Annotated in this window: 21 protein-coding genes and 1 tRNA gene; 11 read left to right on the top strand and 11 right to left on the bottom strand. The window is 49.8% G+C overall.

Annotated features, from left to right (window positions below; genetic code table 11):
- Positions 1–2 precede the first annotated feature (2 nt).
- Positions 3–908, bottom strand: a complete 906-nt coding sequence (locus MN202_RS04600; protein WP_335734917.1) for a CYTH domain-containing protein — start codon at positions 906–908, stop codon at positions 3–5.
- Between the two features lie 133 nt (positions 909–1,041).
- On the opposite strand from MN202_RS04600, the gene MN202_RS04605 reads away from it, so the two are divergent.
- Complete coding sequence (locus MN202_RS04605; protein WP_335734918.1) at positions 1,042–1,647, top strand: TIGR04211 family SH3 domain-containing protein; 606 nt, start codon at positions 1,042–1,044, stop codon at positions 1,645–1,647.
- 23 nt (positions 1,648–1,670) lie between these two features.
- On the opposite strand, the gene MN202_RS04610 is transcribed toward MN202_RS04605, so the two are convergent.
- Positions 1,671–2,177, bottom strand: coding sequence for an Lrp/AsnC ligand binding domain-containing protein (locus MN202_RS04610; protein WP_335734919.1), 507 nt, complete (start codon positions 2,175–2,177; stop codon positions 1,671–1,673).
- 133 nt (positions 2,178–2,310) lie between these two features.
- On the opposite strand from MN202_RS04610, the gene putA reads away from it, so the two are divergent.
- The 3 genes from putA to MN202_RS04625 all read left to right on the top strand — a co-directional run bounded on the left by putA (position 2,311) and on the right by MN202_RS04625 (position 8,703).
- The gene (gene putA / locus MN202_RS04615) at positions 2,311–6,087 is read left to right on the top strand and encodes a bifunctional proline dehydrogenase/L-glutamate gamma-semialdehyde dehydrogenase PutA (RefSeq protein ID WP_335734920.1); all 3,777 of its coding nucleotides are present in this window, start codon (positions 2,311–2,313) and stop codon (positions 6,085–6,087) included.
- A 163-nt stretch (positions 6,088–6,250) separates the two neighbouring features.
- A complete protein-coding gene (locus MN202_RS04620) occupies positions 6,251–7,384 on the top strand; it encodes an HD-GYP domain-containing protein (RefSeq protein WP_335734921.1) in 1,134 nt (377 codons plus the stop codon).
- Between the two features lie 104 nt (positions 7,385–7,488).
- Positions 7,489–8,703 carry an HD-GYP domain-containing protein gene (locus MN202_RS04625; RefSeq protein ID WP_335734922.1) on the top strand — a complete coding sequence of 405 codons (1,215 nt, stop codon included), beginning with the start codon at positions 7,489–7,491 and terminating at the stop codon, positions 8,701–8,703.
- A gap of 17 nt (positions 8,704–8,720) precedes the next feature.
- On the opposite strand, the gene MN202_RS04630 is transcribed toward MN202_RS04625, so the two are convergent.
- Both MN202_RS04630 and MN202_RS04635 read right to left on the bottom strand, forming a co-directional pair.
- Positions 8,721–9,470, bottom strand: coding sequence for a general secretion pathway protein GspB (locus MN202_RS04630; protein ID WP_335734923.1), 750 nt, complete (start codon positions 9,468–9,470; stop codon positions 8,721–8,723).
- 13 nt (positions 9,471–9,483) lie between these two features.
- Positions 9,484–10,410, bottom strand: coding sequence for an ExeA family protein (locus MN202_RS04635; RefSeq protein ID WP_335734924.1), 927 nt, complete (start codon positions 10,408–10,410; stop codon positions 9,484–9,486).
- 97 nt (positions 10,411–10,507) lie between these two features.
- Between MN202_RS04635 and MN202_RS04640 the strand changes: the two genes are divergently transcribed.
- Positions 10,508–11,734 (top strand): multifunctional CCA addition/repair protein, encoded by a 1,227-nt coding sequence (locus MN202_RS04640; protein WP_335735114.1) that lies wholly within the window; start codon positions 10,508–10,510, stop codon positions 11,732–11,734.
- Here the strand turns inward: MN202_RS04640 and MN202_RS04645 are convergent.
- From MN202_RS04645 to folB, 3 genes are read right to left on the bottom strand one after another with little or no spacing between them, the layout of a single operon-like run.
- Entirely contained in the window at positions 11,731–12,543 is an 813-nt protein-coding gene (locus MN202_RS04645) for an undecaprenyl-diphosphate phosphatase (protein WP_335734925.1), read from the bottom strand. The two genes, MN202_RS04640 and MN202_RS04645, sit on opposite strands and share 4 nt — an antisense overlap.
- Positions 12,544–12,546: 3 nt before the next feature.
- Complete coding sequence (folK, locus tag MN202_RS04650; RefSeq protein WP_335734926.1) at positions 12,547–13,032, bottom strand: 2-amino-4-hydroxy-6-hydroxymethyldihydropteridine diphosphokinase; 486 nt, start codon at positions 13,030–13,032, stop codon at positions 12,547–12,549.
- Complete coding sequence (gene folB, locus MN202_RS04655) at positions 13,032–13,385, bottom strand: dihydroneopterin aldolase (protein WP_335734927.1); 354 nt, start codon at positions 13,383–13,385, stop codon at positions 13,032–13,034. Before folB ends, folK begins: the two co-directional genes overlap by 1 nt.
- 138 nt (positions 13,386–13,523) lie before the next feature.
- Between folB and plsY the strand changes: the two genes are divergently transcribed.
- Complete coding sequence (gene plsY, locus MN202_RS04660; protein WP_335734928.1) at positions 13,524–14,129, top strand: glycerol-3-phosphate 1-O-acyltransferase PlsY; 606 nt, start codon at positions 13,524–13,526, stop codon at positions 14,127–14,129.
- Position 14,130: 1 nt separating this feature from the next.
- Here plsY and tsaD read toward each other — a convergent pair whose 3' ends face one another.
- Positions 14,131–15,144: a tRNA (adenosine(37)-N6)-threonylcarbamoyltransferase complex transferase subunit TsaD gene (gene tsaD / locus MN202_RS04665; RefSeq protein WP_335734929.1), complete on the bottom strand. Its 1,014-nt coding sequence runs from the start codon at positions 15,142–15,144 to the stop codon at positions 14,131–14,133.
- Between the two features lie 181 nt (positions 15,145–15,325).
- Between tsaD and rpsU the strand changes: the two genes are divergently transcribed.
- The 4 genes from rpsU (at position 15,326) to MN202_RS04685 (ending at position 19,775) form a co-directional block, all read left to right on the top strand.
- The gene (gene rpsU / locus MN202_RS04670; RefSeq protein ID WP_335734930.1) at positions 15,326–15,541 is read left to right on the top strand and encodes a 30S ribosomal protein S21; all 216 of its coding nucleotides are present in this window, start codon (positions 15,326–15,328) and stop codon (positions 15,539–15,541) included.
- 140 nt (positions 15,542–15,681) lie between these two features.
- Positions 15,682–17,436, top strand: a complete 1,755-nt coding sequence (gene dnaG, locus MN202_RS04675; RefSeq protein ID WP_335734931.1) for a DNA primase — start codon at positions 15,682–15,684, stop codon at positions 17,434–17,436.
- Positions 17,437–17,520: 84 nt separating this feature from the next.
- A complete protein-coding gene (gene rpoD / locus MN202_RS04680) occupies positions 17,521–19,362 on the top strand; it encodes an RNA polymerase sigma factor RpoD (protein WP_335734932.1) in 1,842 nt (613 codons plus the stop codon).
- A gap of 336 nt (positions 19,363–19,698) precedes the next feature.
- Positions 19,699–19,775, top strand: a tRNA-Ile gene (locus MN202_RS04685).
- Positions 19,776–20,052: 277 nt separating this feature from the next.
- Here the strand turns inward: MN202_RS04685 and MN202_RS04690 are convergent.
- Positions 20,053–22,443 (bottom strand): hypothetical protein, encoded by a 2,391-nt coding sequence (locus MN202_RS04690; RefSeq protein ID WP_335734933.1) that lies wholly within the window; start codon positions 22,441–22,443, stop codon positions 20,053–20,055.
- A gap of 266 nt (positions 22,444–22,709) precedes the next feature.
- On the opposite strand from MN202_RS04690, the gene MN202_RS04695 reads away from it, so the two are divergent.
- The gene (locus MN202_RS04695) at positions 22,710–23,087 is read left to right on the top strand and encodes a hypothetical protein (RefSeq protein WP_335734934.1); all 378 of its coding nucleotides are present in this window, start codon (positions 22,710–22,712) and stop codon (positions 23,085–23,087) included.
- Between the two features lies 1 nt (position 23,088).
- Here the strand turns inward: MN202_RS04695 and MN202_RS04700 are convergent, their stop codons facing one another.
- Both MN202_RS04700 and MN202_RS04705 read right to left on the bottom strand, forming a co-directional pair.
- Entirely contained in the window at positions 23,089–23,823 is a 735-nt protein-coding gene (locus tag MN202_RS04700; protein ID WP_335734935.1) for a hypothetical protein, read from the bottom strand.
- A gap of 13 nt (positions 23,824–23,836) precedes the next feature.
- Complete coding sequence (locus MN202_RS04705; protein ID WP_335734936.1) at positions 23,837–24,430, bottom strand: hypothetical protein; 594 nt, start codon at positions 24,428–24,430, stop codon at positions 23,837–23,839.
- Between the last annotated feature and the right edge of the window lie 13 nt (positions 24,431–24,443).

The raw sequence follows: 24,443 nt of genomic DNA on the forward strand, positions 1-24,443 counted from the left end.
GTTTACTCCTGCATCTGTAAATACAGCAACTGTGTCAGCTGTAATAACAGCAGGTTGTAAGCTGGCAGGTCAAATACATACTGCTGTTGCGCCAGTTGCTGCGCCAGTGGTGCAGCCAACGCTGCGGCCTGCTGCTGATGTTGCTGCAGCAACAAAGCCTGCAGCTGCAGCATGGCGTCGGCCGCCGCGCTCAGGGCCTTGTCGTTGCCGGTTCTGTCGTAAACCATTTCTGCCTGTTGCAGTGCCTTTAGCTGTGCGGCTAATGTATTGGCACTGTTTTGTGTTAACGACACAACGCTGCCCGCCGCCAGCATATAGCCGCGGGCCGCCTTGCTTAAATAGCCGCTACGCAGCGGCAAAGCATTGAGCAGCTGACGCGCCAGCACAAAGAGTTGGCCCGGCTTACCACTGACAAACTCAAGCTCAAGTTCGGCAATGGCCTCACGCTGCTGCTCCGCCCTCACTTCACCACTGTCGTACACCAGCTCTATCTGGCTGCCGTCTTCGCATTGCAACAGCCAGCTGTGACGCTGAAAGTCGGTGCGAAATAATTCGGTTAATTGCTGCTGCAACCGGGCAACATCAGTACCTTCTGGCCAGACGCCGCTATCAAAAGCACTTAGCTGCGGCACTACGCTGCTGCAAGGCAGATTATATTCCGGCCGCAATTGCATAGCCCCGTGCTGCCTGCCGGCCAGTTTCAGCGTTTGTTCAAAGCTGCCACGCTTTTGTCTGCTGCGCAGCCCCATATCATGACGGCGAAACCAGCGATCTGTGGTATCGAAATACGCATTCAGCAATGACGCGCTGTCTGCAGCGACCGTTTCGCCCAACTGCGGCAGCAGCGATATTAATTGTGATAAAAATGCCTCGGGCAAGGCAAACTTCAGCTCTAGTTCAGTACTCATCTGCTACTCTGTGTGCTTAGGTGGCAGCGCAACAATGCTGCATCGTTTTAAACCTTGTCAATTGCGGCGCAACTCCCTATCATCCAAGAGATTGTCCGCAATGATGTTTTATAAGAATAAGCTCAGGATACCTATGTTCAGATTAATTAAAAGCACTCTGCTGGTAATAATTTCCGCCGTCTGTCTCAGTATAAGCGGCGCCGCACAGGCGCAAGACAACAGTAAACCGGCTTTTATCAGTGATGCCTTGTTTGTCTATTTACATTCCGGCCCCAGTAACCAGTACCGTATTGTCGGCACGGTAAATGCCGGCCAGAGTGTGACCTATCTGGGTGAAGACAGCGAAACCGGCTATGCACAAGTACAGTACGAAACCAATAAAACCGGTTGGTTGCCAAAAGAATATGTCACTTACACGCCGGGTCTGGTTACGCAGTTAGAAAATCTGCAGCAGGAATATGCCGGCAGCAACGAGCGCATCCTGCAACTTGAACAACAGCGCGACCAGTTAAACTCTCAGTTAAATCAAGCAGTAACCGAACGGCAAACTGCGCTTGAGCAGTTAGATCAGGCTAACCGGGCTTATCAGCAATTAAAAGTACAGTTGGAAAACACCCAGAGTTCCATTTGGGAAAAGCCAATGGTGCTGGGCGCCTTTATCCTGTTTGGTGGCTTGTTGCTGGGCCTGCTGTTACCGTTACTGCTACCTAAACGTCGTGGCGGCGATCGCTGGATGTAACACCGCCAGCTGTCTTGTTCTGCTTAGCCCACCACTGGTGGGCTATCCTGCGTTTTCACCGGTAAGCCGTTGTCACTTTTAACCTGTTCAATCACCACATAAGTATGTGTTTGTGCCACGCCGGGCAAGTCAACAATCATCGCCAGGATAGAACGGTACGCATCCATATTTGGCAGACGTAACTTTAATAAATAGTCAAAGCCACCGGCCACCATATGGCATTCGGCCACTTGCGGGATCTGCACGACCGCATCGCGGAATTGATCAAAGACTTCACTGGTCGTGCGGTCCAGCGTTACCTGAATAAAAGCCGCTGTACCCAACCCCATTTTGGCGGCATTTAATCTGGCACCGTAGCCCTCAATGTAGCCTTCTTTCTCCAGCCGTTTAACCCTGTCAATGCAGGGGCTGGCGCTTAGATTTACTTTTTTCGCCAGATCAACATTAGCAATGCGGCCGTCCCGCTGCAGCGTATCCAGAATACTGATATCAATCCGGTCCAGCGCTTTGTTTTTTACAGGTGTATTCATAGCAGCAACTTTTCTGGTTTCTATTGATTTTGGCAGAATTATATCGGGTTATCGCGCAAAAATAACCACCCTATGCTGCAGACATTTAACTAAAATGCCGCACTCTCAAATTCTTGTCAGGAAGCTTACTGCCATGTTGTATAACGGTTCCCTGGTTGCCACCCAACCGCTGCGTCAAACCATTCGTGATTTCTATCGTGCCGACGAAGATCAGGTACTGCAATACCTGCTGCCACTGGCCGATATTGGCGTTAATGCCCGCAGTCGGGCCTGGGAACGCGCCCGTCAGCTGGTGCTGACTATCCGCCAGGCTCAGGTGGGCAAAGGCGGCGTTGATGCGCTGCTAAATGAGTTTTCGTTATCCACCGAAGAAGGCCTGGTATTAATGTGTCTGGCGGAAGCTTTATTGCGGGTACCGGATAAAACCACAGCAGACCGCTTAATCCGCGACAAATTATCTCAAGGCGACTGGAGCTCGCACCTGGGCAACAGCAGCTCAGTTTTTGTTAACGCTTCAGCCTGGGGCCTGCTGTTAACCGGCAAGCTGGTTAATTATTCTGACGAGCAAAAGAAACAACAATTTGGTTTATTAAAACGCACCTGTGGCCGCCTGGGTGAGCCGGTGATCCGCCAGGCTGTGCGCTACGCCATGCAAATTATGGGAGCGCAATTTGTGATGGGCACCACTATCAGTGCCGCCTTGCAGCGTGCGACTGAAATGGAAGCCAAAGGCTTTCGCTACTCATACGATATGCTGGGCGAAGGTGCCCGCACTATGGCCGACGCCGATCGCTATTTTGACAGCTATATGCGTGCCATCGACACCATCGGCAAAGCTGCCAAAGGCCGCGGTCCGTATAACAGCCCGGGTATTTCGGTAAAGCTGTCTGCTATTCATCCGCGCTATGAGTTCAGCCACCGCGATCGCGTTATCGAGCAACTGGTGCCACGGGTAAAACAACTTGCCCTGGCGGCCAAGGCCTATGATATTGGCTTTACTATCGATGCTGAAGAAGCCGACCGGCTGGATCTGTCGCTGGATATTATTGAAACCGTATTCAATGATCCGGCGCTGGACGGCTGGCAAGGTTTTGGTTTAGCCGTTCAGGCCTATCAGAAGCGCGGCAGCCATTTAATAGACTGGCTGCGCGATTTAACGCTAAAAGTCGGCCGTAAAATGATGGTGCGACTGGTAAAAGGTGCTTACTGGGATAGCGAAATTAAACTGAGCCAGCTGGAAGGTTTTAATGATTTTCCGGTGTTTAGCCGTAAGCCATCTACCGATGTGTCTTATCAGGCCTGTGCGAAAAAGCTGCTGAGCTACCGCGACAGTATTTATCCGCAGTTTGCTACGCACAATGCCTATACCGTTGCCTGCATTATGGAGATGACCCGCGATTACAGCGGCTTCGAATTCCAGCGCCTGCATGGCATGGGTGATGCGCTGTATGACGAAATAGTAATCAAAGATAAGATCCCCTGCCGCATTTATGCGCCGGTTGGCGAACATTCAGACTTACTCGCCTATCTGGTGCGTCGTCTGCTGGAAAACGGTGCCAACAGCTCCTTCGTTAATAACATTGTCGATGAGACTATCCCGGTAGAGTCACTGCTGAGCGATCCGGTTGAAACCGTGCGCGGCTGGAGCAAAAAGCGCAACCAGCAAATTCCGTTGCCGGCCAAATTATATGGTGCAGAGCGGGACAATTCGAACGGCCTGGATCTTAGCGATATTGACCAGATAGAGCAGGTTAAAGTCGCTATGCAGCAATGGTTTGACAGCGTACGGCAATTGCCGGTGCTGGCCGATGCGGTACCCGTTACCAACCCGGCCAATCTGGATGAAGTGATTGGCTATCTGCAATATGCAGACCAAAACGCCATGCAGCAGTTGCTGACCCACGCCGATGCGGCCTTTGCCAGCTGGTCCGCCACCGCTGTCAGCGAAAGAGCTGCCCTGCTACGCCGTATTGCAGATGCGCTGGAAAGCCATCGTAACGAGTTGCTGGCCCTCTGTGTAAAAGAAGCCGGTAAAACGCTGGGCGATAGCGTAGCAGAAGTACGTGAAGCCATTGATTTTTGTCGTTATTATGCTGCCAGAGCTGAAGAGCTGTGCGCTCAACCACAGCAGGCCCGTGGCGTATTTTTATGTATCAGCCCATGGAATTTCCCGCTGGCTATTTTCTTAGGCCAGGTTGCAGCAGCGATAGTGGTGGGTAATACCGTAGTCGCCAAACCGGCAGAGCAAACCAGCCTGATTGCTATGCGTACCGTGGAATTAATGCGCGAATGTGGCATGCCAGAACATGTGGTGCAGCTGGTGATCGCGCCTGGCCGCCAGGTCGGCGAGCACATAGTACCTGACAGCCGCATTCAGGGCGTAATGTTTACCGGCTCTACCGAAACCGGCTGCTGGATCGCCCGCAAACTGGCTGAACGCGGTGGTGAACCTGTGCCATTGATTGCCGAAACCGGTGGGCAAAACTGCATGATTGTCGACTCGACCGCGTTGCCAGAGCAGGTGGTGGATGATGTGATTTCATCTGGTTTTCAAAGTGCCGGCCAGCGCTGCTCTGCGCTGCGGGTTCTGTTTCTGCAGGAAGACGTAGCCGACAAGATCATCACTATGTTAAAAGGCGCCATGGCCGAGCTGCATGTTGGTGATCCGCAGTGGCTGAGCACCGATTTAGGCCCGGTAATTGATGCCAAAGCACTTGAGCGGTTAAACAGCCATGTGCAGTATCTGGCTGATAAAGCGACCTTGCATTACGAGTGCGCGATCCCAACCGGTGAGCGTCACTATTTCTTTGCACCACGCTTATACGAAATCAGCGATTTAACCGTACTGGAGCGCGAAGTCTTTGGCCCAGTCGTGCACATTATCCGCTTTAAAGCTGAACAGCTGGATCAGGTCATTAACCAGATTAATGCTACCGGTTATGGCCTGACAATGGGTGTACACAGCCGGATAGAGCAGTTTACCGACCGGGTGGCGCGCGAAATTAAAGCCGGCAATATCTATATTAACCGCAATATGATTGGCGCCGTGGTTGGCGTACAACCGTTTGGCGGTCGTGGCTTATCCGGTACCGGCCCTAAAGCGGGCGGTCCTTTATATTTAACCCGGCTGGTTAAAGACAACCTGGATGTTAGCTGTGCACCGTTAAGCGATGAAAAACGCCAGCGCCTGCTTAACGAAACCACCAGCAGTGCTGTGGCTTACGCTATGCCGGCTGCAGCTGTAGCCCAGCAGCAGTGGGCCGCTTTGGCGGTGAATCAGCGCACCTCGGTATTGCGGCAATTTTTGGCATCATTGGCGGCCAACACAGTGGTCAATAAGCAAGAACCGGATCTGGAACAAGTGCTTACTCTGGCGCAGCAAAAACTGGCACGGGCCGAGCGCGAACTGCAAAAACCTATTGCCCTGCCGGGGCCGACAGGTGAAAGCAATGTACTGGTGTTAGACCCACGCGGTATTGTGGCACTGGTGCGCGATGAAACCAGCTCGTTTGGTTATTGGCTGGTAACCATCATCACCGCGCTGGTGGCCGGTAATGCGGTGATTACCGCGGTAGAAGAGGCCGATCTGACCGAAGCCGAGGCGTGCATAAAAGCCCTGCAACAGGCTGGCATGCCAGCGCATTTGCTGGCGGTAGTTAAGCTGGATTGCCTGACCACACTACTGGCTCATACAGAGCTTAGTGCAGCTATTGTTGAAGTCAGCAGTGCAGTTAAACCGCTGTGCGCCGAGCTGTTAGCTGCACGTGAAGGTGCCATCCTGCCACTTATCACCTCTCCGGCCGGTCAGCGCTTGCTACAACGGTTAATTACCGAGAAAACCATTACCATCAATACCACTGCCGCCGGCGGCAATGCGTCCCTGATGACAATGGCCGACAACGTCGGTTAAGCGTTACAACCATGCCGTTAATACAAGCCCGGTTCGCCGGGCTTTTATTTTCCCCGCGGCTGTTATCGCCACTTTATGACAGATTGTCTCATTGTTAATATATAGTTAAGCTTGAGCTGCTATACTCTCGGGTGGTTTAAAGCAGGAGCTGGCCTAACACAAGATGTCGTATCAGGAAGTAAAAATTGCCGATTTGCAGCCAGGGAGCTATGTAGTTCAGGTTCTGCGGCAAAATGGCGATATTATCGTTAAACATGCCGGCTGGGTGCGCACAGCACAGGCCGTGGCACAGCTTCGCCAAAAAGGTGTGCTGGTCGTATTAACCGATCCTGACAAGCAATTACTGCAAAAAGCGCCGGTTGAACAGGCAGCAGAAAAAGCCGCTGAACCAACCCCGGACGTCACCAGCCGGGCCTTGTTTAGTGATGAGCAACCCAAAGCAGAACGCGCCCTGGTACAGGTACAAAAAGTACAACGGCAAATGCTGGATGCCGTGCGCAGCAACAACAATATTGATCTAACCCTGGTGTACGAAGTCAGTGCCGGGCTGGCCGAGTCGATCAGCCGCAATCAGGATGTGCTGTTGTGTTTAAGCCGCATTGCCGAGCAAAGTGACGCTCTGTTGCAGCACAGCATTAATTGCGCAGTGTTTATGGCCGCTTTTGCCCGTTATCTGAATTTACCACCCCATAAAATTCAATCTCTGATCACCGCGGCTTTGCTACATGACATCGGCAAAGCAATAACGCCGGATAATCTGCAGGCGGAGGATCATGCCGCCATTCCGGCAAGCCTGACGGCGCTGAGTAAAACCACCAATCTGGCCGGTGATATTTCACTGTGGATCAGCCAGCATTGCGCTCATCTGGATGGGTCCGGCTCGCCCAAAATCAGTGCCGGTCAAATTGACAAAGGCAGCCGCATGCTGGCTATCGTAAACTACTACGAAAAGCTGTCGTCCGGCCAACACAGTAAGCAGGGGCCGCTGGCGGCGTCACGCAGTTTACTGGAGCGCACGCCACACCAGCTAGATAGCGAGTTAGCGCAGTTGTTTATTAAATGCATTGGTATTTATCCGCCCGGCTCAGTCGTAAAACTTAGCAGCGGCAAGCTGGCATTAGTGCTGGAAAACAACCCGAAAAAACCCACCCTGCCCAAAGTAAAAGTGTTTTACCATAGCAGCCACCAACACCATATCCCCAGTAAAATTATTGATTTGTCGCGCCAGCAGGAAGAGCAGGTCGACAGCTGTGTCGAGCTGAAAAAGTACGGTCTGGATGTGCGTAACTACTTTTAGCCAGCCCGGCCTGCTATTTTGTTAACATTTGTGCCTGTCCCTCTTGCCCGGTTGCGCTGCCAGCATTAGTATTAGGTTATATTAGTTTTTGCTGTGATAAATTTATGCTTACTACAGTGACAATAGATCAGTTAGTCTGCGGTATGTATGTGGTTGGCGTTGCGTCACAAACCGATGGCCGGTTAGTTAAAGTTCAGGGCTTGATTAAGCAGCCAGCACAAATTCAGCTGTTACGGCAAAAGGGTGTACTGACACTGCAGGTCGACCCGTCGCGGCAGCTTAACACCGAACCGGCTGCTGACGATGACAGCAGCTTTAATATGGCCGCGACGATAACACCGGCGTCACGAAAAGATCGCATCAAGCCGCTGCCGTTGGCAAAAGAAATTAAACAGGCACAAAATCTGTATCGTAAAGCCCGCCAGTTACAACAGCGGGCGTTCAACGACATTGCTAAAGGTAAGCCGATTAATGTCGCCGACTTTCAGCGCTGTGCCGATGGCATTATCGACTCGCTGTTCCGTAATCAGGACGCCTTGCTGTGCATTAGCCGCATGCGCGACAAAGATGCCTATCTGCTGGAACATTCGGTTAATGTCGCCATCCTGATGACAGTGTTTGCCCGCCATTTGAAATTTGATGACCACAGCATAGAACAACTGGCCACCGGCGCCTTGTTGCATGACATCGGTAAGATACGGGTGCCCAACGCTATTTTAAATAAGCCTGGCCGTCTTAGCGATGACGAGTTTGTCGCTATGCGCAAACATGTCGAATACAGCCGGGATATTCTGCAGCAAACCGAAGGCATTTCGGCGGTCAGTATCGATGTTGCGGCCAATCATCATGAACGGCTGGACGGTGGCGGTTATCCGCAAGGCCTGAGTGCTGAACAGATATCACAGCATGCCAGAATGATTGCCATTGTCGATACATACGATGCCATAACCGCTACCCGGGTATATAAAGACGGCCAAAGTAGCATTAAAGCATTGAAAATACTTAGAAAAGACAGCCCCAGCCATTTTGATGCTGATTTAGTGACACAGTTTATCGCCGCTGTGGGTATGTACCCGCCAGGCACTCTGGTAAAGCTGGAAAGCCAAAAGCTGGCACTGGTGCTGGAAAACAACCCGGCGAAACTGGCAAGTCCGGTCGTGAAGGTGTTTTACAATGCCCGCCAGCGGCATTATCTAAAACCGGTTAAGCTGGATCTGGCAGCAGCAAACTGCAGTGAGAAAATTGAAACCGCTGTCGATCCGGCCGAATATAATATTGATATACAACGCTTTTTTAAAGAGTTTATCTTAGAACACTAGCATCACGAGCCGTCAGCCTAAGTAGACGGCCATTCACTTAGCGCCGACATACTAAACAACTGTGTACCCAACTGCAGCAGCACATACTGCGGCGTAATTTCGCGAATACGGATATCTGCGGTCACCCACTGCCCTTCCTGCAAGGTTTTACCGTTCACCTTTACCCAACGCTGTGCGGCACTGGTGGCATACACATGCGCATCAAACCGCAGCGGCGGGATCTGCTGCAGCAGGCGGGCATCGAGCATGCTGATATCCTGTGCCGGTGCAGAGTGGCTGCGCACTGTGCTATGGCCGCTGCCATGTTCAGTGGCTTTTAACGCTTCAGAAAACTTATCACGCAGCTCATCTGATACCGCCATATCAGCCACTATGTCGGCCTGGGTAGCCCTCTCTGCACTGCTTTGGTCTTCGTCCGGTAGCGGGTCGCTGTCTGCCGCTGTCACCCGTTTAACCGGCGTCTCTGGTAGCAAAACTTCCTGCTGCTTAACCGTTTCAGCCGAAGCTGTAGTTGCAGTTACGGCCGGCGTTGATGGTTGTTGCAGCACCGCCAGAATATCTGTCGGTTTTGCCGGTTCAGCAACTATAGCCATATTGGGCTGTGGCTGAACTGTGCCGCTTTGCAGCCAATAAGCTAACAAAACACCGCTTAGCAGTGACACCAGCAATGCCAGTATCAGTGCCAGTTTGCGCCAAAAGGCCGCGGTATCACTGACAGCAGGTTGAATTGAGCTTTGTTGTTTTAACGCATCCATCAGGATCGACATAGGTTTCCCGCTATTATCTTGCTGCCAGCAACGGCAGTATCAGCATCGCCAGAGCGAAGCCCAGCACTATAGCGCAAAGGCCAATGACAGGCCAGAACCAGCGCGGCAATGCGGTTTTAACCGCCTGCTCTGACAACGGCAGAATTTCCGCGGCTGCTTTGGTCACCAACTTGTCATTCACCAGGGCCTGCTGCTGGCTGTAAGCGCCCAACAAGGCTCTGTCGGCCATTAAATTTAACAGTCGCGGTATGCCACCACTTAACTGATACAACTTTTTCACCGCCGCATCGCTGAACACCGGCCGGCTGCAACCCGCAACCTGTAAGCGAAATTTCAGATAATGTTTTACTTCATCCAGGCTCAGCGGCAATAAATGATACCGGGCGGTAATGCGCTGCGCCAGTTGACGCAAGTCATTGCGCTTAAGTAATTGCTGCAACTCGGGTTGGCCAATTAAAATTACCTGCAGCAACTTACGGGTATTGGTTTCCAGATTGGTCAGCAAACGTAGTTGTTCCAGCACCGCAGGTTGCAGATGCTGAGCTTCATCGATAATTAGTAGCGTATGTTTGCCGGCAGCGTGGTTTTTCAGCAAACGGGCTTTTATTTTATCGCCCAGTAGTTTTAAGCTGGCTTCGGTTTTCTTGTAGCGGATTTTCAGCTCATCGCATATAGCGGCCAGCAATTCCAGTTCGGATAGTGTCGGGTTAAGAATAAAGGCCACGTCGGCTCGCTCATCTAATTCCTGCAATAAGCAGCGCGATACCGTGGTTTTACCGGTGCCGACTTCGCCGGTTAACAACACAAAGCCGCCGGCTTCTCCCAGGCCAAAGCGCAAATGGGCCAGCGCTTCAGCATGGCGCGGGCTTAAATACATAAACTCCGGGTTGGGGGCAATCGAAAACGGCGCGCTGGTTAAACCGAAAAATCCGCTGTACATACTGCATCCTGCTGGTTGGGGCGCCGCGATTTGTTGCGACCGTGCATTTTAAAAGACGACAGGTATAATGGCAAAAAATCAGCTGACAGGAAAGCCGGTGCAACGATATCTGGTAGGTGGTGCAGTACGCGACAGTCTTTTAGGTTACCCGTTTCACGAGCGGGACTGGGTAGTAGTAGGTGCTACACCACAGCAAATGCTGGATGCGGGCTATCAACAGGTGGGCAAAGATTTCCCGGTTTTTTTACATCCAGACACCAAAGAAGAACATGCCCTGGCCCGTACCGAGCGTAAAAGCGGCCGCGGCTACACCGGTTTTAGCGTTTATGCCGCACCGGATGTCACGTTAGAGCAGGACTTACTGCGTCGCGATCTGACGATAAATGCCATAGCCCAGGCCGATGATGGCAGCTTAGTTGATCCCTTTGGCGGCGCCGCCGATATTGCAGATAAAATTCTACGCCATGTGTCAGAGGCTTTTGCCGAAGATCCGCTGCGGGTACTGCGTGTGGCGCGCTTTTATGCCCGTTATGCTCATCTTGGCTTTACCGTAGCGCCGGAAACTCAGGCGCTGATGCGCCAGTTAAGCGACGAGCTGAGCACGTTAACGCCTGAGCGGGTGTGGCAGGAAACCGCCAAGGCACTTAGCGAGCAAACGCCGCAGGCTTATTTTCAGCTGCTGCATGACACCGGTGCTTTAGCCGCGCTGATGCCAGAACTCGCTGCACTTTGGGGGGTGCCGCAGCCAGAACAGTGGCACCCGGAAATCGATACCGGCGTGCATATGCTAATGGTATTGCAACAAGCCGCTCTGCTGTCGCCGCGTCTTGATATCCGTTTTGCCGCTCTGGTGCATGACTTAGGCAAAGGCGTAACCAAACCGGAATTGTGGCCATCACATCATGGCCATGAACACACAGGCCTGCCACTGATCAATCAATTGTGCGACAGATTGCGCGTACCAAATGACTGCCGCGAATTGGCCTTGCTGGTATGCGAGTATCATCAGCTGGTACACCGCGCCCGCGAGTTAAAAAGCAGCACGGTATTAAAGCTGTTTAATGCGATAGATGTCTGGCGTAAGCCAGAACGCTTAGAGGCGATTTTGCTAAGCTGCACGGCAGACTTACGCGGCCGCACCGGTTTTGAGCAGGCAGCATACCCACAGGCACATTATCTGCAAAATCTGGCAGATGCCGCCCGGCAGGTAACGGCGAAAGACTTAGTGGCTCAGGGCTTAAAAGGCGAAGCGATCAAACAAGGGTTGCACCTTGCACGCCTGGCGGCCATTAAGGCCGCCCAGCAGCAGGAACACACTACTTAACCAGCGAACCAGCCAAGAAAAACAATCAGGCCGACACCCAATACCAAACGGTAAATGACAAAAGGCAACATGCCCATACGGCTGATAATTTTCAGGAAAAAATGAATACAAATTAAGGCACTGATAAAAGCCAGCACAGTGCCCAGTAAAATACCTGCCACATCATATTGCTGCGGCTCGGCCAGCAGCTTGCTGGCCTGGTAGCCACCACTGAGCACAATAATAGGAATAGACAGCAAAAAGGAAAAACGTGCGGCACTGACTTTATCCAGGCCTATTAACATAGCCGCTGTCATGGTAATACCAGAGCGCGAGGTGCCGGGGATAATTGACAACGCCTGAGCCGCACCAATAAATAACGCTTGTTTCCAGCTTAACTTATCCATAGCCTGCTGCTGCTTTGCAGTTGCATCAGCCCACCACAATGCCAGGCCAAATAGGATAGTGGTACAGGCAATAACCCAGGGCGAACGCAGCGAGGTATCAACCAAATCTGCTTTGGCTGCCAGTAAACCTGCTAAACCAGCCGGTATAGTGGCCAGAATAACCCACCAGGCCAGTTTACTGTCGGTACTGTGCCGGCCACTAAAGCTTTGCACCCAGCCTACGGTTAACTGGCCAATATCACGGCGAAAATACAGCATCACAGCCAGTAAGGTACCAACATGCACTGCGACATCAAACACTATACCCTGATCCTGCCAGCCAAAAATGACAGAAGGTAAAATAAGATGGGCGGAGGATGAAATAGGTAAAAACTCGGTCAGGCCCTGAATGATGGCCAGAATGATTACTTCCACTGTACTCACTGCTTACTCCCAATCAAATGGCACTGGCCATAATTTTTGTTGTTTATCATATTGTTGCCATAACTCGGCATAGGTTTTACCTGAAACAGGATGCACAGCAGCCGGGGCCAGTTCTGACAACGGCAATAACACAAACGCATTTTCGCCGATCTCGGCGCGTGGTAAGGCTATTGGCTCGGCACACACGGCATCGTCATAAGTCAGTAAATCTAAATCCAGCGTCCGGCCACTAAAGCGCGCACTGCTGCGATCCCGGCCATAAGCGTCTTCAATTTGTTTAAATACACTAACGCAGTCGGCAATGCTCAGCGCAGTGTCGGTAGCAGCCACCAGATTGTAAAAAGCATCACCGCAAAAGCCGACGGCTTCGCTTTCATACACCGACGATAACTGAACTGTGCCAAAGTGTTGCTTTAGCGCGCTGACTGCGGCCTGAATATGGTAACTGCGGTTTATATTGCTACCTATGCTGATATAAATACGCGCCATCAGTTACTCCGGCGCACTATGCTTACACCTACAGTTTGCGCTTGTGGCAGGGCATCAGGTTTGTATACGGTGACACTCACTTCTGTCGTTGCGAATTCGCTAAGCAGCAGTTGCGCCACGTTTTCGGCCACTGTTTCAATCAGCTCCAGTGGCGCGGCGGTAATTAACTGCGTAACCCGCTGTGCTATTACCGCATAATCCAGCGTCTGGCCAATATTGTCTGTTGCAGCCGCCTGACGAATATCAGTTTTAAGTTCAATATCTAACAACAAGCGCTGCTGAATTGTTTTTTCCCAGTCATACACCCCAATTACAGTGTCAACTTGTAGCTGTTTTATAAAAATGGTGTCCATTCAGTTAATTCCGCTTTGCGATATAGCCGGTTTCAGGTAGGCTGGTCGGATAGGTAAAACCGCGAAAACCCTATATTCTGCTGGCCTTACATTACGCCGCAATCTTAACGTAAAAACCGGTGCTGAGGAACCGCCTAAATGACCCTGCTGATTGGATTTATGATGCTGGCCGCGTATTTGTGCGGTTCCATATCGTCGGCGGTGCTGGTTAGCAAGCTGTTCCGGCTGCCCGATCCACGTCTGCACGGTTCTGGCAATCCGGGCGCCACTAATGTGCTGCGCTTAGGTGGCAAATTGCCGGCGGTACTGGTGTTGGTGTTTGATGTATTAAAAGGCACAGTTCCGGTATGGGGCTCGTATTTTTTACAAATCGAACCTTTGTACCTGGGGCTCATAGCTATTTGCGCCTGTCTGGGCCATATTTTCCCGCTGTTTTTTGGTTTTAAAGGTGGTAAAGCCGTGGCGACCGCCTTTGGCACTATGATGCCAATTGGCCTGGATCTGGCCGGTTTACTGATCGCCAGCTGGATCTTACTGGTTGCGCTAACGGGCTACTCGTCGCTGGCCGCTATAGTTACTGTGGGCCTGGCACCACTGTTTACCTGGTTTATTAAGCCGCTGTATACCTTGCCGGTGCTTATGCTAAGCATTTTAATAATTCTGCGCCACCGGGAAAACGTTGTGCGTTTGTGGCGCGGTAAAGAAAGCAAAGTCTGGGATAAGTCCAAACGCATCCGGGAGTAACTTAAACCGCCGGCAAATCCTGCATTGGCCAGCGTGGTGTTACGCCTATTGTTAAATCCTGCTGCTGGCCGGCGGCTAAGCGGTAATAGCCCGCCAGTGCTATCATGGCGCCGTTGTCAGTACAAAATTCTTTGCGTGGGTAATACACTGCTCCGCCGCGGCGTTTAAGCAAGACCGCCAGCTGTTCACGCAGTGACAGATTGGCGCTCACGCCACCGGCAATCACCAGCCGCTTATAACCGGTTTGCTCAAGTGCCCGCTCGCATTTAATTACTAAGGTATCCACGACGGCCTGCTGAAATGAAGCTGCTATATCTGCCTGCACTTCGGCGCTGTTACCTTCTTTGGCGATCACATTCGCTGCCGAGGTTTTTAAACCGCTAAAGCTAAAATCCAGCCCGGGCCTGTCAGTCATCGGCCGCGGAAACTTGTATTTTTTATTGTCGCCCTGCGTGGCCAGTTTGGCCAGTAAAGGGCCACCGGGATAATCCAGGCCCATCAGTTTCGCAGTTTTATCAAAGGCCTCACCGGCGGCATCGTCTATTGATTCGCCCAGCAACTGATAACGACCTATGCCTTCTACTGCAACCAGCTGGGTATGGCCGCCTGATACCAACAGCGCTAAAAACGGAAACTCTGGGGGTGTTTCTTCCAGCATAGGTGCCAGCAAGTGACCTTCCATATGATGTACCGCCAGCGCCGGCTTATCCCAGGCCATCGCCAGCGAGCGGCCAATTGCAGCCCCAACCAGCAAAGCCCCCGCCAGGCCTGGGCCTGCAGTGTAAGCTACACCATCAATACTGGCAGCATCGCAGTTGGCTTCACGTAGCGCCTGTTTTATCAGCGGTATGGTTTTACGGATATGATCGCGCGATGCCAGCTCGGGCACTACACCACCGTAATCGGCATGTAGCGGGATCTGGCTGTACAATACATGGCTTAATAAACCCTGCTCACCATCATAGATAGCAATACCGGTTTCATCACAGGAAGTTTCTATGCCTAAAACTCGCATCTTGGTCCCAACTTGGCTAGAATAGCCGGCTATTGTAGCGGCTCAGCCAGCGCAGAGCCAGAGGATCGGATTTAGATCGCAGAATCGCTTTACATCGGGTTGGCTTTTTGCGTAAAATGCCGCACCATTTTTAATCGTATTGGTTCACAGATAACCAATTTGGCCCTGAGGTGAGAATTTAATGCCTGTTGTTAAAGTAAAAGAAAACGAACCGTTTGACGTAGCATTACGTCGTTTCAAGCGCTCTTGCGAAAAAGCTGGTGTATTAGCTGACGTTCGCGCTAAAGAATTCTACGAGAAGCCAACCTGGATCCGTAAGCGTAAAAAGGCTGCTGCTGTTAAGCGCCACGCGAAGAAAATGTCTCGCGAAAACGCTCGTCGCATCAAGCTGTACTAATAACGTATCAGCTGAGCGACATCAAAGTACTGCGCTACACTTGCTGGCGCAGGCAAACGACAAGCTCAAAGTGTTGACATCTGCATACCGTGCTCACAAGGCACGGTTTGTCTTTTTCTGAACAACGCCGAAGGAAAAAGGTGGCAGGACAAATCCCCAGACAGTTTATCGACGAATTATTGGCCCGTACCGATATTGTTGAACTGATAGATCAGCGCGTACCGCTAAAAAAAGCCGGTAGAAATTACGCCGCTTGCTGCCCGTTTCATAACGAAAAATCACCTTCTTTTACCGTTAGCCAGGATAAACAGTTTTACCACTGCTTTGGTTGCGGCGCCCATGGTAATGCCATCAGCTTTATGATGGAGTTTGAGCAATTAGAGTTTGTTGAAGCCATTGAAGAACTGGCACAACTGCATCACCTCGAAGTGCCACGCGAACAAGGCGCGGCGAAAAGCCGGCCGGCCGCACAAGCCGACGACTACAACCTGATGCAACAAGCTGCCAGCTATTATCAGCAACAACTGCAGCAACACCCCGACAGCCAGCGCGTGCGTGATTACATCAGCCAGCGCGGCTTAAGTGCACAAACGGTTACCGACTTTGCACTGGGCTATGCGCCAGAAAGCTGGGATGGCTTGTTAAAGCAGCTTAGCCCGACGAACAACCGTCAACTGCGCGATCAGCTAACCGAACTGCGGCTTATCAATCGCAACGATAACGGCCGTGAGTACGACTTTTTCCGTGACCGGCTAATGTTCCCCATTCGCGATAAACGCGGTCGGGTTATCGCCTTTGGCGGCCGGGTATTGGGTGATGGCACGCCAAAATATTTAAATTCACCGGAAAGCCGGCTGTTTCATAAAGGCCGCGAGCTTTATGGTTTATATGAAGTACGCCAGCAGCCGGGCCATGTTGAGCAAATCCTGGTTGTCGAAGGCTATATGGACGTGGTGGCGCTGGCCGAACATGATATCCGCTTTGCCGTAGCCTGCTTGGGTACGGCCACGACCTCGGACCATATGCATACGCTATTTCGTTACACACCGCGCGTGGTGTGCTGCTACGATGGCGACCGCGCCGGTCGCGATGCCGCCTGGCGCGCTCTGCAAAGTGCCCTGCCGCAGCTAAAAGATGGTGTCGAGCTGAATTTTGTATTTTTACCCGATGGCGAAGATCCCGATTCACTGGTACAAAAAGAAGGTAAAGCGGCCTTTTTGCAGCGCATTGCCAACGCCATGCCACTGAATCAGTATTTCTTTGAGCATCTGGTGCAAGAGTTTGACCCGGCCACCGACGCCGGTAAATCAGCATTATCGGTAAAGGCTGCCGAACTGATTAAACAAATTCCCAGTGAATTTTATCGCGACAGCTTAAGCGATAAACTGGCTAACCTAATGGGCAAGCCGCGCGAACGCACTAAAGCCGCCGCTAGCCGCTCTGCTAACCGGGTAAAACCGGCAGCAATGAAAATAACACCTATGCGCCGGGCTATTGGTTTATTGCTGCAATACCCCAATTTAGCCAGTGTAATGCCCGATGCACCGGAATTAGCCGAAGCCAATATTCCAGGCATAACACTATTACTGTCGTTGCAGCAACGGCTGTTACAGCAAGCGGATTTAACCACCGCGCAACTGATTGAACACTGGCGTGGTCTACCGGAACACGGCATTTTAATGACACTGGCCGCCTGGGATCACCAGATCGAGCCAGAACAATTGTCACAGGAATTTGTCGATACTTTTCATTCAATTGAAGATCAGTATCTGCAACAACGGCTGGAAGCCCTGGAACGAAAAGACAAACTGCAGCAACTAAGCAAAGCCGAATGGCATGAGTATAAGTTGTTGCTACAAGCGCTGAAAAGCAAAAAACCAAAGCTTGCGACCTAATGCGGCTGGCTAGAAAAGCCGCGCTTTGTTATAATCGCTAGTTCGCAATTTTACATTAATCAAATTGGTGGAAGATAAGTCTCTATGGAGCAAAATCCTCAGTCGCAGTTAAAACTCCTGATCATCAAAGGTAAAGAGCAAGGCTACCTTACCTTTGCGGAGGTGAACGATCACCTGCCACAAGACATTATCGATTCTGATCAGATAGAAGACATTATCCGCATGATCAACGACATGGGTATTCAGGTGTTTGAAACCGCACCCGACGCCGATGATCTGATCATGACCGATGCCACCACCGATGAAGACGCGGTTGAAGAAGCGGCGCAGGCGCTGGTTAGCGTGGATAAAGAGCTGGGCCGCACTACCGATCCGGTACGGATGTACATGCGGGAAATGGGTACAGTTGAACTTTTAACCCGTGAAGGCGAAATAGATATCGCCAAACGGATTGAAGACGGCATTAATACTGTACAAAGTTCAGTTGCCGAATACCCGGAAGCTATTACTTACCTGTTAGAGCAATGGGACAAGTACGAAGCCGAAGAAATTCGCTTAAGTGACATTGTTACCGCCTTTATCGACCCGAACGACGTTGACGAAGCACCTATAGCTGGCAGCCATATCGGCTCGGAAGTACCGGAAGACCAACTGGACGACGATGACGATAGCGACGACGATGACGATGATGCCGACTCTGACGACGGCGACAGCGGCCCGGATCCTGAAGTTGCCCGCGAAAAATTTGGCGAACTGCGTACCCAGTACGAGGTTACCCGTAACTCTATCGTGCAAAATGGCCGTGAACACGCCACCACTAAAGCTGAAATCGAAAAATTAAGCGAAGTATTCCGCTGCTTCCGCCTGGTACCTAAGCAATTCGATCGCCTGGTTAAAAACATGCGCGAAATGATGGACCGGGTGCGGGTGCAAGAGCGCATTGTGATGAAACACTGCGTTGAATACGCCAAAATGCCGAAGAAAAACTTCGTTAAAGCCTTTACCGGTTTTGAAACTTCTACCGCCTGGTTAGATGCTGAAATAGCGGGCAATAAGCCCTACTCCGCTAAGCTGGACGAGCATAAAGAAGAGCTGGTTCGCAGCATTGAAAAACTGAAAAAAGTTGAAGAAGAAACCGGCTTAAGCATCTTTAAAATTAAAGATATTAACCGTCGTATGTCGATCGGCGAAGCCAAAGCCCGCCGCGCGAAAAAAGAGATGGTTGAAGCCAACTTACGTCTGGTAATTTCTATCGCGAAAAAATACACCAACCGTGGTTTGCAATTCCTTGATTTAATTCAGGAAGGTAATATCGGTCTGATGAAAGCGGTAGATAAGTTCGAATACCGCCGTGGCTATAAGTTTTCTACTTACGCCACCTGGTGGATCCGTCAGGCCATTACCCGCTCGATCGCGGATCAGGCGCGCACCATCCGTATTCCGGTGCATATGATTGAAACCATCAACAAACTAAATCGTATTTCACGGCAGATGTTGCAGGAAATGGGCCGCGAGCCATCACCGGAAGAACTATCAGAACGCATGCAAATGCCGGAAGATAAAATCCGTAAGGTGCTGAAAATCGCTAAAGAGCCGATTTCAATGGAAACGCCGATTGGTGATGATGAAGATTCGCATCTGGGCGACTTTATCGAAGACAGCAGTGGTGAATCACCGCTGGATTCGGCCACCATGGAAAGCCTGAAAAACGCGACTAACGAAGTACTGGCCGGCTTAACCGCCCGCGAAGCCAAAGTACTGCGGATGCGTTTCGGTATCGACATGAACACCGACCATACATTGGAAGAAGTGGGCAAACAATTCGACGTAACGCGTGAGCGTATTCGTCAGATTGAAGCTAAAGCGCTGCGCAAATTGCGCCACCCGTCACGGTCAGAAGTGTTAAAAAGCTTCTTAGACGAATAAGCGGCGACGTTAGCCACTCTGCAAATAAGGGCGCCAATACGGCGCCTTTATTATTTCTGCTGCATTACGTTTAAAAAAGCAGCAATTAACCGCAGTTAGGTCACCTTGGCGGATGACAAAGCCAGTAAAAGTTTTTATACTGCCTGCCGCTGTAAGTTCCATACAGACAGCATGCAACAAATGGCCCCATAGCTCAGTTGGCTGAGGGGCGGTCGCCGCAAGGCGATGAGGTGTGACCTAACGTCACACCGAAAGACACGAAGGCGAGACCGTGGATGGTCGAGCCGGAATGAAGCTACAGGATGTACCCTGGCAGCTGATTAAAAAGTTTCACATGGCCCCATAGCTCAGTTGGTTAGAGCGCTCGACTCATAATCGATCGGTCGCTGGTTCGAGTCCAGCTGGGGCCACCATCCCCTACCCTGCAAGCCTTTAAAATCAAGGCCTGCAGCGATTTCAGCAAATATTTTTACACCTTTTTTTACACCCTGTATCTTAATCATGCATTCGTTTTTGTCCAATACTTTGTATTTTGTGTGATTCTTGCCAGTGTAATTTCTGCTGGTTAACACCAATACATGCAGAAGAAAAACCCAAACAAATTGGTTTAAGAATGTTTTTTCGCAGTCCGACTCTGTCGCAAATCCGGTATTCTTAATGGCGTGGTAAGGGGATAGGGTTGCAGGCACTTTAATTCGCACCGTAGTGAGCTGTAATACGTTTAACCGCTTCATCATATTCTGGGTACTGTTCAGCGATGTATTGGTATTTCTCGCTTTTAAATTCACGCTGACGACGAGGTGATAAATCTTCGTATGCTTTCGCTTTATCGCTAACCTTGCGGTTATGAGCGTTCTCTGCCTGCCCCTCCCAAACATTAATTTTATACAACAAGTCTAAGTTCAGATTTCGAATGCGATGAAAGGTAAACTTGCTAATCTCTAGTGCCTCCTCACTAAATCCATTCTCTGTTTGTTGTTTTACAGAAGCGATAAGCGAATCACGGACCAAACCAAACTCGTTGTAAAAGTCTGCTTTACTTACCGTATCTTTAGTCGATGAAGGGAATATAAAAGGGTTTCGCCGTTGATGATTACTACTACGTTTGTCAATAACAGCACGAAGTAATGGAATTAACTGTACTGGAAAGTAGTAGTATGCATTTTTATGGTTTTTATGTTCATGCCCTAAGATTTTGACTAAACATTCATCAAAGTTTATGTCATTTTGTCTCAACAATATCGACCGTTTTACTCGGGTGAAGAGTTGCTCTTGCATAAGCATAAATAAGGCCAAATCATAAAACCCAAACTCAACCGCTTTGCATAAGTGACTGACATATGTTTTTAAATCTGGCAAGTGTTGATAACTCTCTCTGTTTCTGCGGAGGTTCTCAATCGACCTGCCAAATTCAAGTTTTTCAACATTAGGATGATCATAAGCAAAATTTAAGGCAGCTTTCAGGCGTTTAACTAATTCATCCCGGTCAGAAGGAGTATCACTTTTTGCAGCTTTGTCGACAAAGATAGCTTCCAAATGGCATGTTTTAGCATCGCGCAAGTCGAGGTCACCCTCTTTACAGTCGAAGTAACGTTTAAATATATTTCTCGCTTTGCGCTTAGTGTCTTTAGAAGTCCAATCTTTATGCTCGAGTTCAAACGCCAGCAGCTGCTTCGGTGTTGTAATACGTGTTTTTGCTGCATTCGGCAGCCAATTGATTAACCCAAAAATTGGCCTGGCTTCGTATTGCCGTAAAAAATTGCGATATGACGCTATAACGAATGCTAAAACCTGTTCGTCAAACTCAGTATTATTCTGATGAGTAAGTAATGTATGCCTTTGGTTATCCGGCTTCCCCTTTACAACAACAAAAATAACCCTACTTCCCTGATTAACCCTAACTTTAATATATTTGTAGCCAGGGACTGGATGAGTACCTTTCTCCGGCAATGATTTTAAGAAAAGTTTAAATTGCTCAACACTTGCCAAGTGGTCGACGGTGGTTTTAGCTGTCACCACAGCAGCAGTTTGTGCATCAGGATCGTTCTGAGTTACTGAAATATCTTTACCCTCTGCAGCAACTTCACCAGCATGCTGAATTTCCGGCTCGGATAGAGCCATAGAAGAGGCCTGTGCAACAGGTTCATTCTGATCAAACGGCGCAGGTTGATCCACAGAAGCAGTATTTACTGCAGGAGAAGCCTGCACTATCGGTGTAACTTGAACATCAGCATCCGCTTTAGCTGGAGGAGCTGGTATGGCTGCGGCTTCAGGCTGAATCGCAGTAGCAGCTTGCGTCGCAGGTGAAGGCTGAACTATTGGTCTAACTTGAGCCTTAGCATCCGCCTTCACCGGAGGAGCTGGCGTGGCCGTAGCTTCACCCTGAATCGAAAAGGCTGGTTGTTTTACAGGAGCAGGCGCAGCAAACAATTCGGTTTGCTGCTTAGTAGCAGCTTGAGCTTTATCAGCAGGCTGAACTTCAGGCTCCCCTTGAATCATTGAAGCCGCCTGGGTAACAGGAGCTGGCTTAGTCAACGGAGCGGCTTGAACCATAGAATCTGCTTTGACTAATGGCTCTGCCTGTGAAACGTCAGCTTCCCGAGCCGCAGGTGCAGCCTGTTCTAATCGCCCGACCTTAGCATCCGCAGTACCGTCAATATTGGCGGGACCTGCCGGAGCGGGATTTTGCTCCCTAACGTCGTAATGCGCTGATGAAAGCCCAACCACAGCAACATCAGTTACAACGCTATTATCCCAACCATCCGATTCTAAGCGGCTATGTGGCGTTGCTGAACGGTGCATTTCAGCTTGAGCACTTTTCTGATAAAGGCTATGAATACAGGCAAATATTTCCACCCGCAGGAACTGTGGTTCGTCCTTGAATAGGTAATCGACTATTACTACTTTTCTTTCTTTTAACCAGTCGACGGCATACTCTCTTTCAACCCCCAGTTTTTTTGCCGCTTCAGTTAAGGTTATTAAAGTGGGTATGTCTTCGTGTGGGTAAACAGCAAAGCCAGAGCTTCTGATATCAGAAGCTCCGTTATATGCTCTTGCTGTAGACCCCATGTTTAGCAACACACAACCTCTTAGCGCTTAGTGACCTCCTGGTCTGAAATAAAGGCTCAAGGTTCCTGCTTTTGCCGTCAGGAATAATGCTAACTACAAGATCTTAAAATCACCTAAATTACTAAGCATTTGCAAAACGATAATATCTACCTGATTTAAAGCAACTTTTTTCAGGTGAATATTTTTTAGATAAATTTTTTTTCAAAAGTACGGAAAATTTTTGTGTGCAGCTCCTAGTTACTCATGAGGCATGTAATTTTAAAAATGAGGACCACACAATGGATAACAACAGTGCTATACGGGTGTACCAGCGAGCCAGCAAGTCGCCATGGGATGATGCCTCTACGTATTTGCTAATGGCAAATACGAAGAAAGGCAGCAACGGTGAGCAGGTATTTGAGGACTATATCTACCTGCACCGCGACAAAGCCGGACGTAACCTGGGTATTAGCATCAGTAAAACGCTGCGTGACAAGCACAGCGCTGCGCAATACCTAGAAGGCGATGAGATGTACCGGGTGCTTTCAGCTTGCTCTGCAGAGATTGCTGAGTTCTGTATACAGCACGCGGATGATTTTGAGGCCATATTCGGCTTACCGCCGGATATCTATATGGAAGTGGCTATGTATTACTGGGACATTATGACGAAGCTTTAACTTAACGGCGGGGTATCCCGCCGTTTTTTTCACTTAATAGAAAATCCGTTTCAGCCTTGGGAGATGGCTCGTGCTGAAGTCGTTTTAGTTCCTGCACTTCGCCCCACGTCAAACCTGGATTTAGCTTGGCATTTTCAATATCGGAAACAACCTTATTGAACAGGCTAATCATTGAAGCATTGCTGCTCTCAATTAGCCAACGACGCGCTTCTTCAATTTTAAACAGTTCTGCTCCAAATAATTGCGCCAGATGCACCTTATATTGAAGTTTGCAGTGTCTGCCACCAGCTAACATCCAGTGAAGCTGAAACCATACCAGTGTTTGAATATCTGAAACTGGTACGCCTTGGATACCTAAAACCTTTGCCGACCTGCCCTGCTTGTAATGTTGGCTGACAAAATGAATAGGTGCATGCAAATAAATGCGATAGTCATATTCTCGCTCACTTAACTGCTTACTCTTAATAATTAGCTGGTTACCATGAGCAATAAAATCCAGGTTAAGCACGCTTAGTATTTGATGGGCATCAGACAGTGAATGATTTAACAGTTGAATATCCAACTCGGTAGTTGCAAAGGGATTGGTATATTCTGCAACAGCGACGTCACCGATTAAGAAAAAACCCGCGCCAGCATTGTTTAACGAATTCATAATTGCTGCAAATTCTGTTCGCAGCATTGCTAACTCGTCGTCCAACAGCTGACATAAAATGTCATCAAATACATCTGTCTGCATTATTTCTGCTGCCTTACCAATCTAATGTGTCAGTTTGAGCAACGAGCAAAAAATAGTTGTAACGACCAAAGGTGCCAATTTTTTCAACTAAAGCCTTTACCTTATGTTCAGGTAGAAGACTAGCTTCAAATTCACTCTCATTAAACCAGGGCAATTTGTCCGATAAACACCAAAAATCTGCGATGACTAAGCCACGAACACTCGGCGGCAGTTTATATGCCCTACCACCTGTCGAAGCCATTTCCGCAAAGCTATCTTTTAAGACATCGGACTTAATCCTATCCAGATCCGCTTTGATATCAGCAATAAGGTAATCTTTATGTTTAGAGCTTTTCGCTTCAACCAAATAGGCTACGTCGGAATTAGCTAAGAAACCATCCAGTCGATTACACCAATTATTCGGATTAGCTGCAGATTTAAAAGGAATTTCACTAAACGCCATGCAACGCTCATCTTCACTGTACATTGCTAAAAACTCATGCGACAACAGCGTTATCAGGTTTTGCTCTAGCAGCTCGCTGCCGGGTTTACAGGGTCTGAAGTGTGAAAGCGCCTTGCCGTATCGCTTGGCTACCCTTTGTGCCATCTCTTGAACTGCGTTATACATATTGCCTCGGGTA

Origin of the sequence: Rheinheimera muenzenbergensis, assembly GCF_036984005.1 — a bacterium.
In the GTDB taxonomy this organism is placed as follows: Bacteria; Pseudomonadota; Gammaproteobacteria; order Enterobacterales; family Alteromonadaceae; genus Alishewanella; species Alishewanella muenzenbergensis.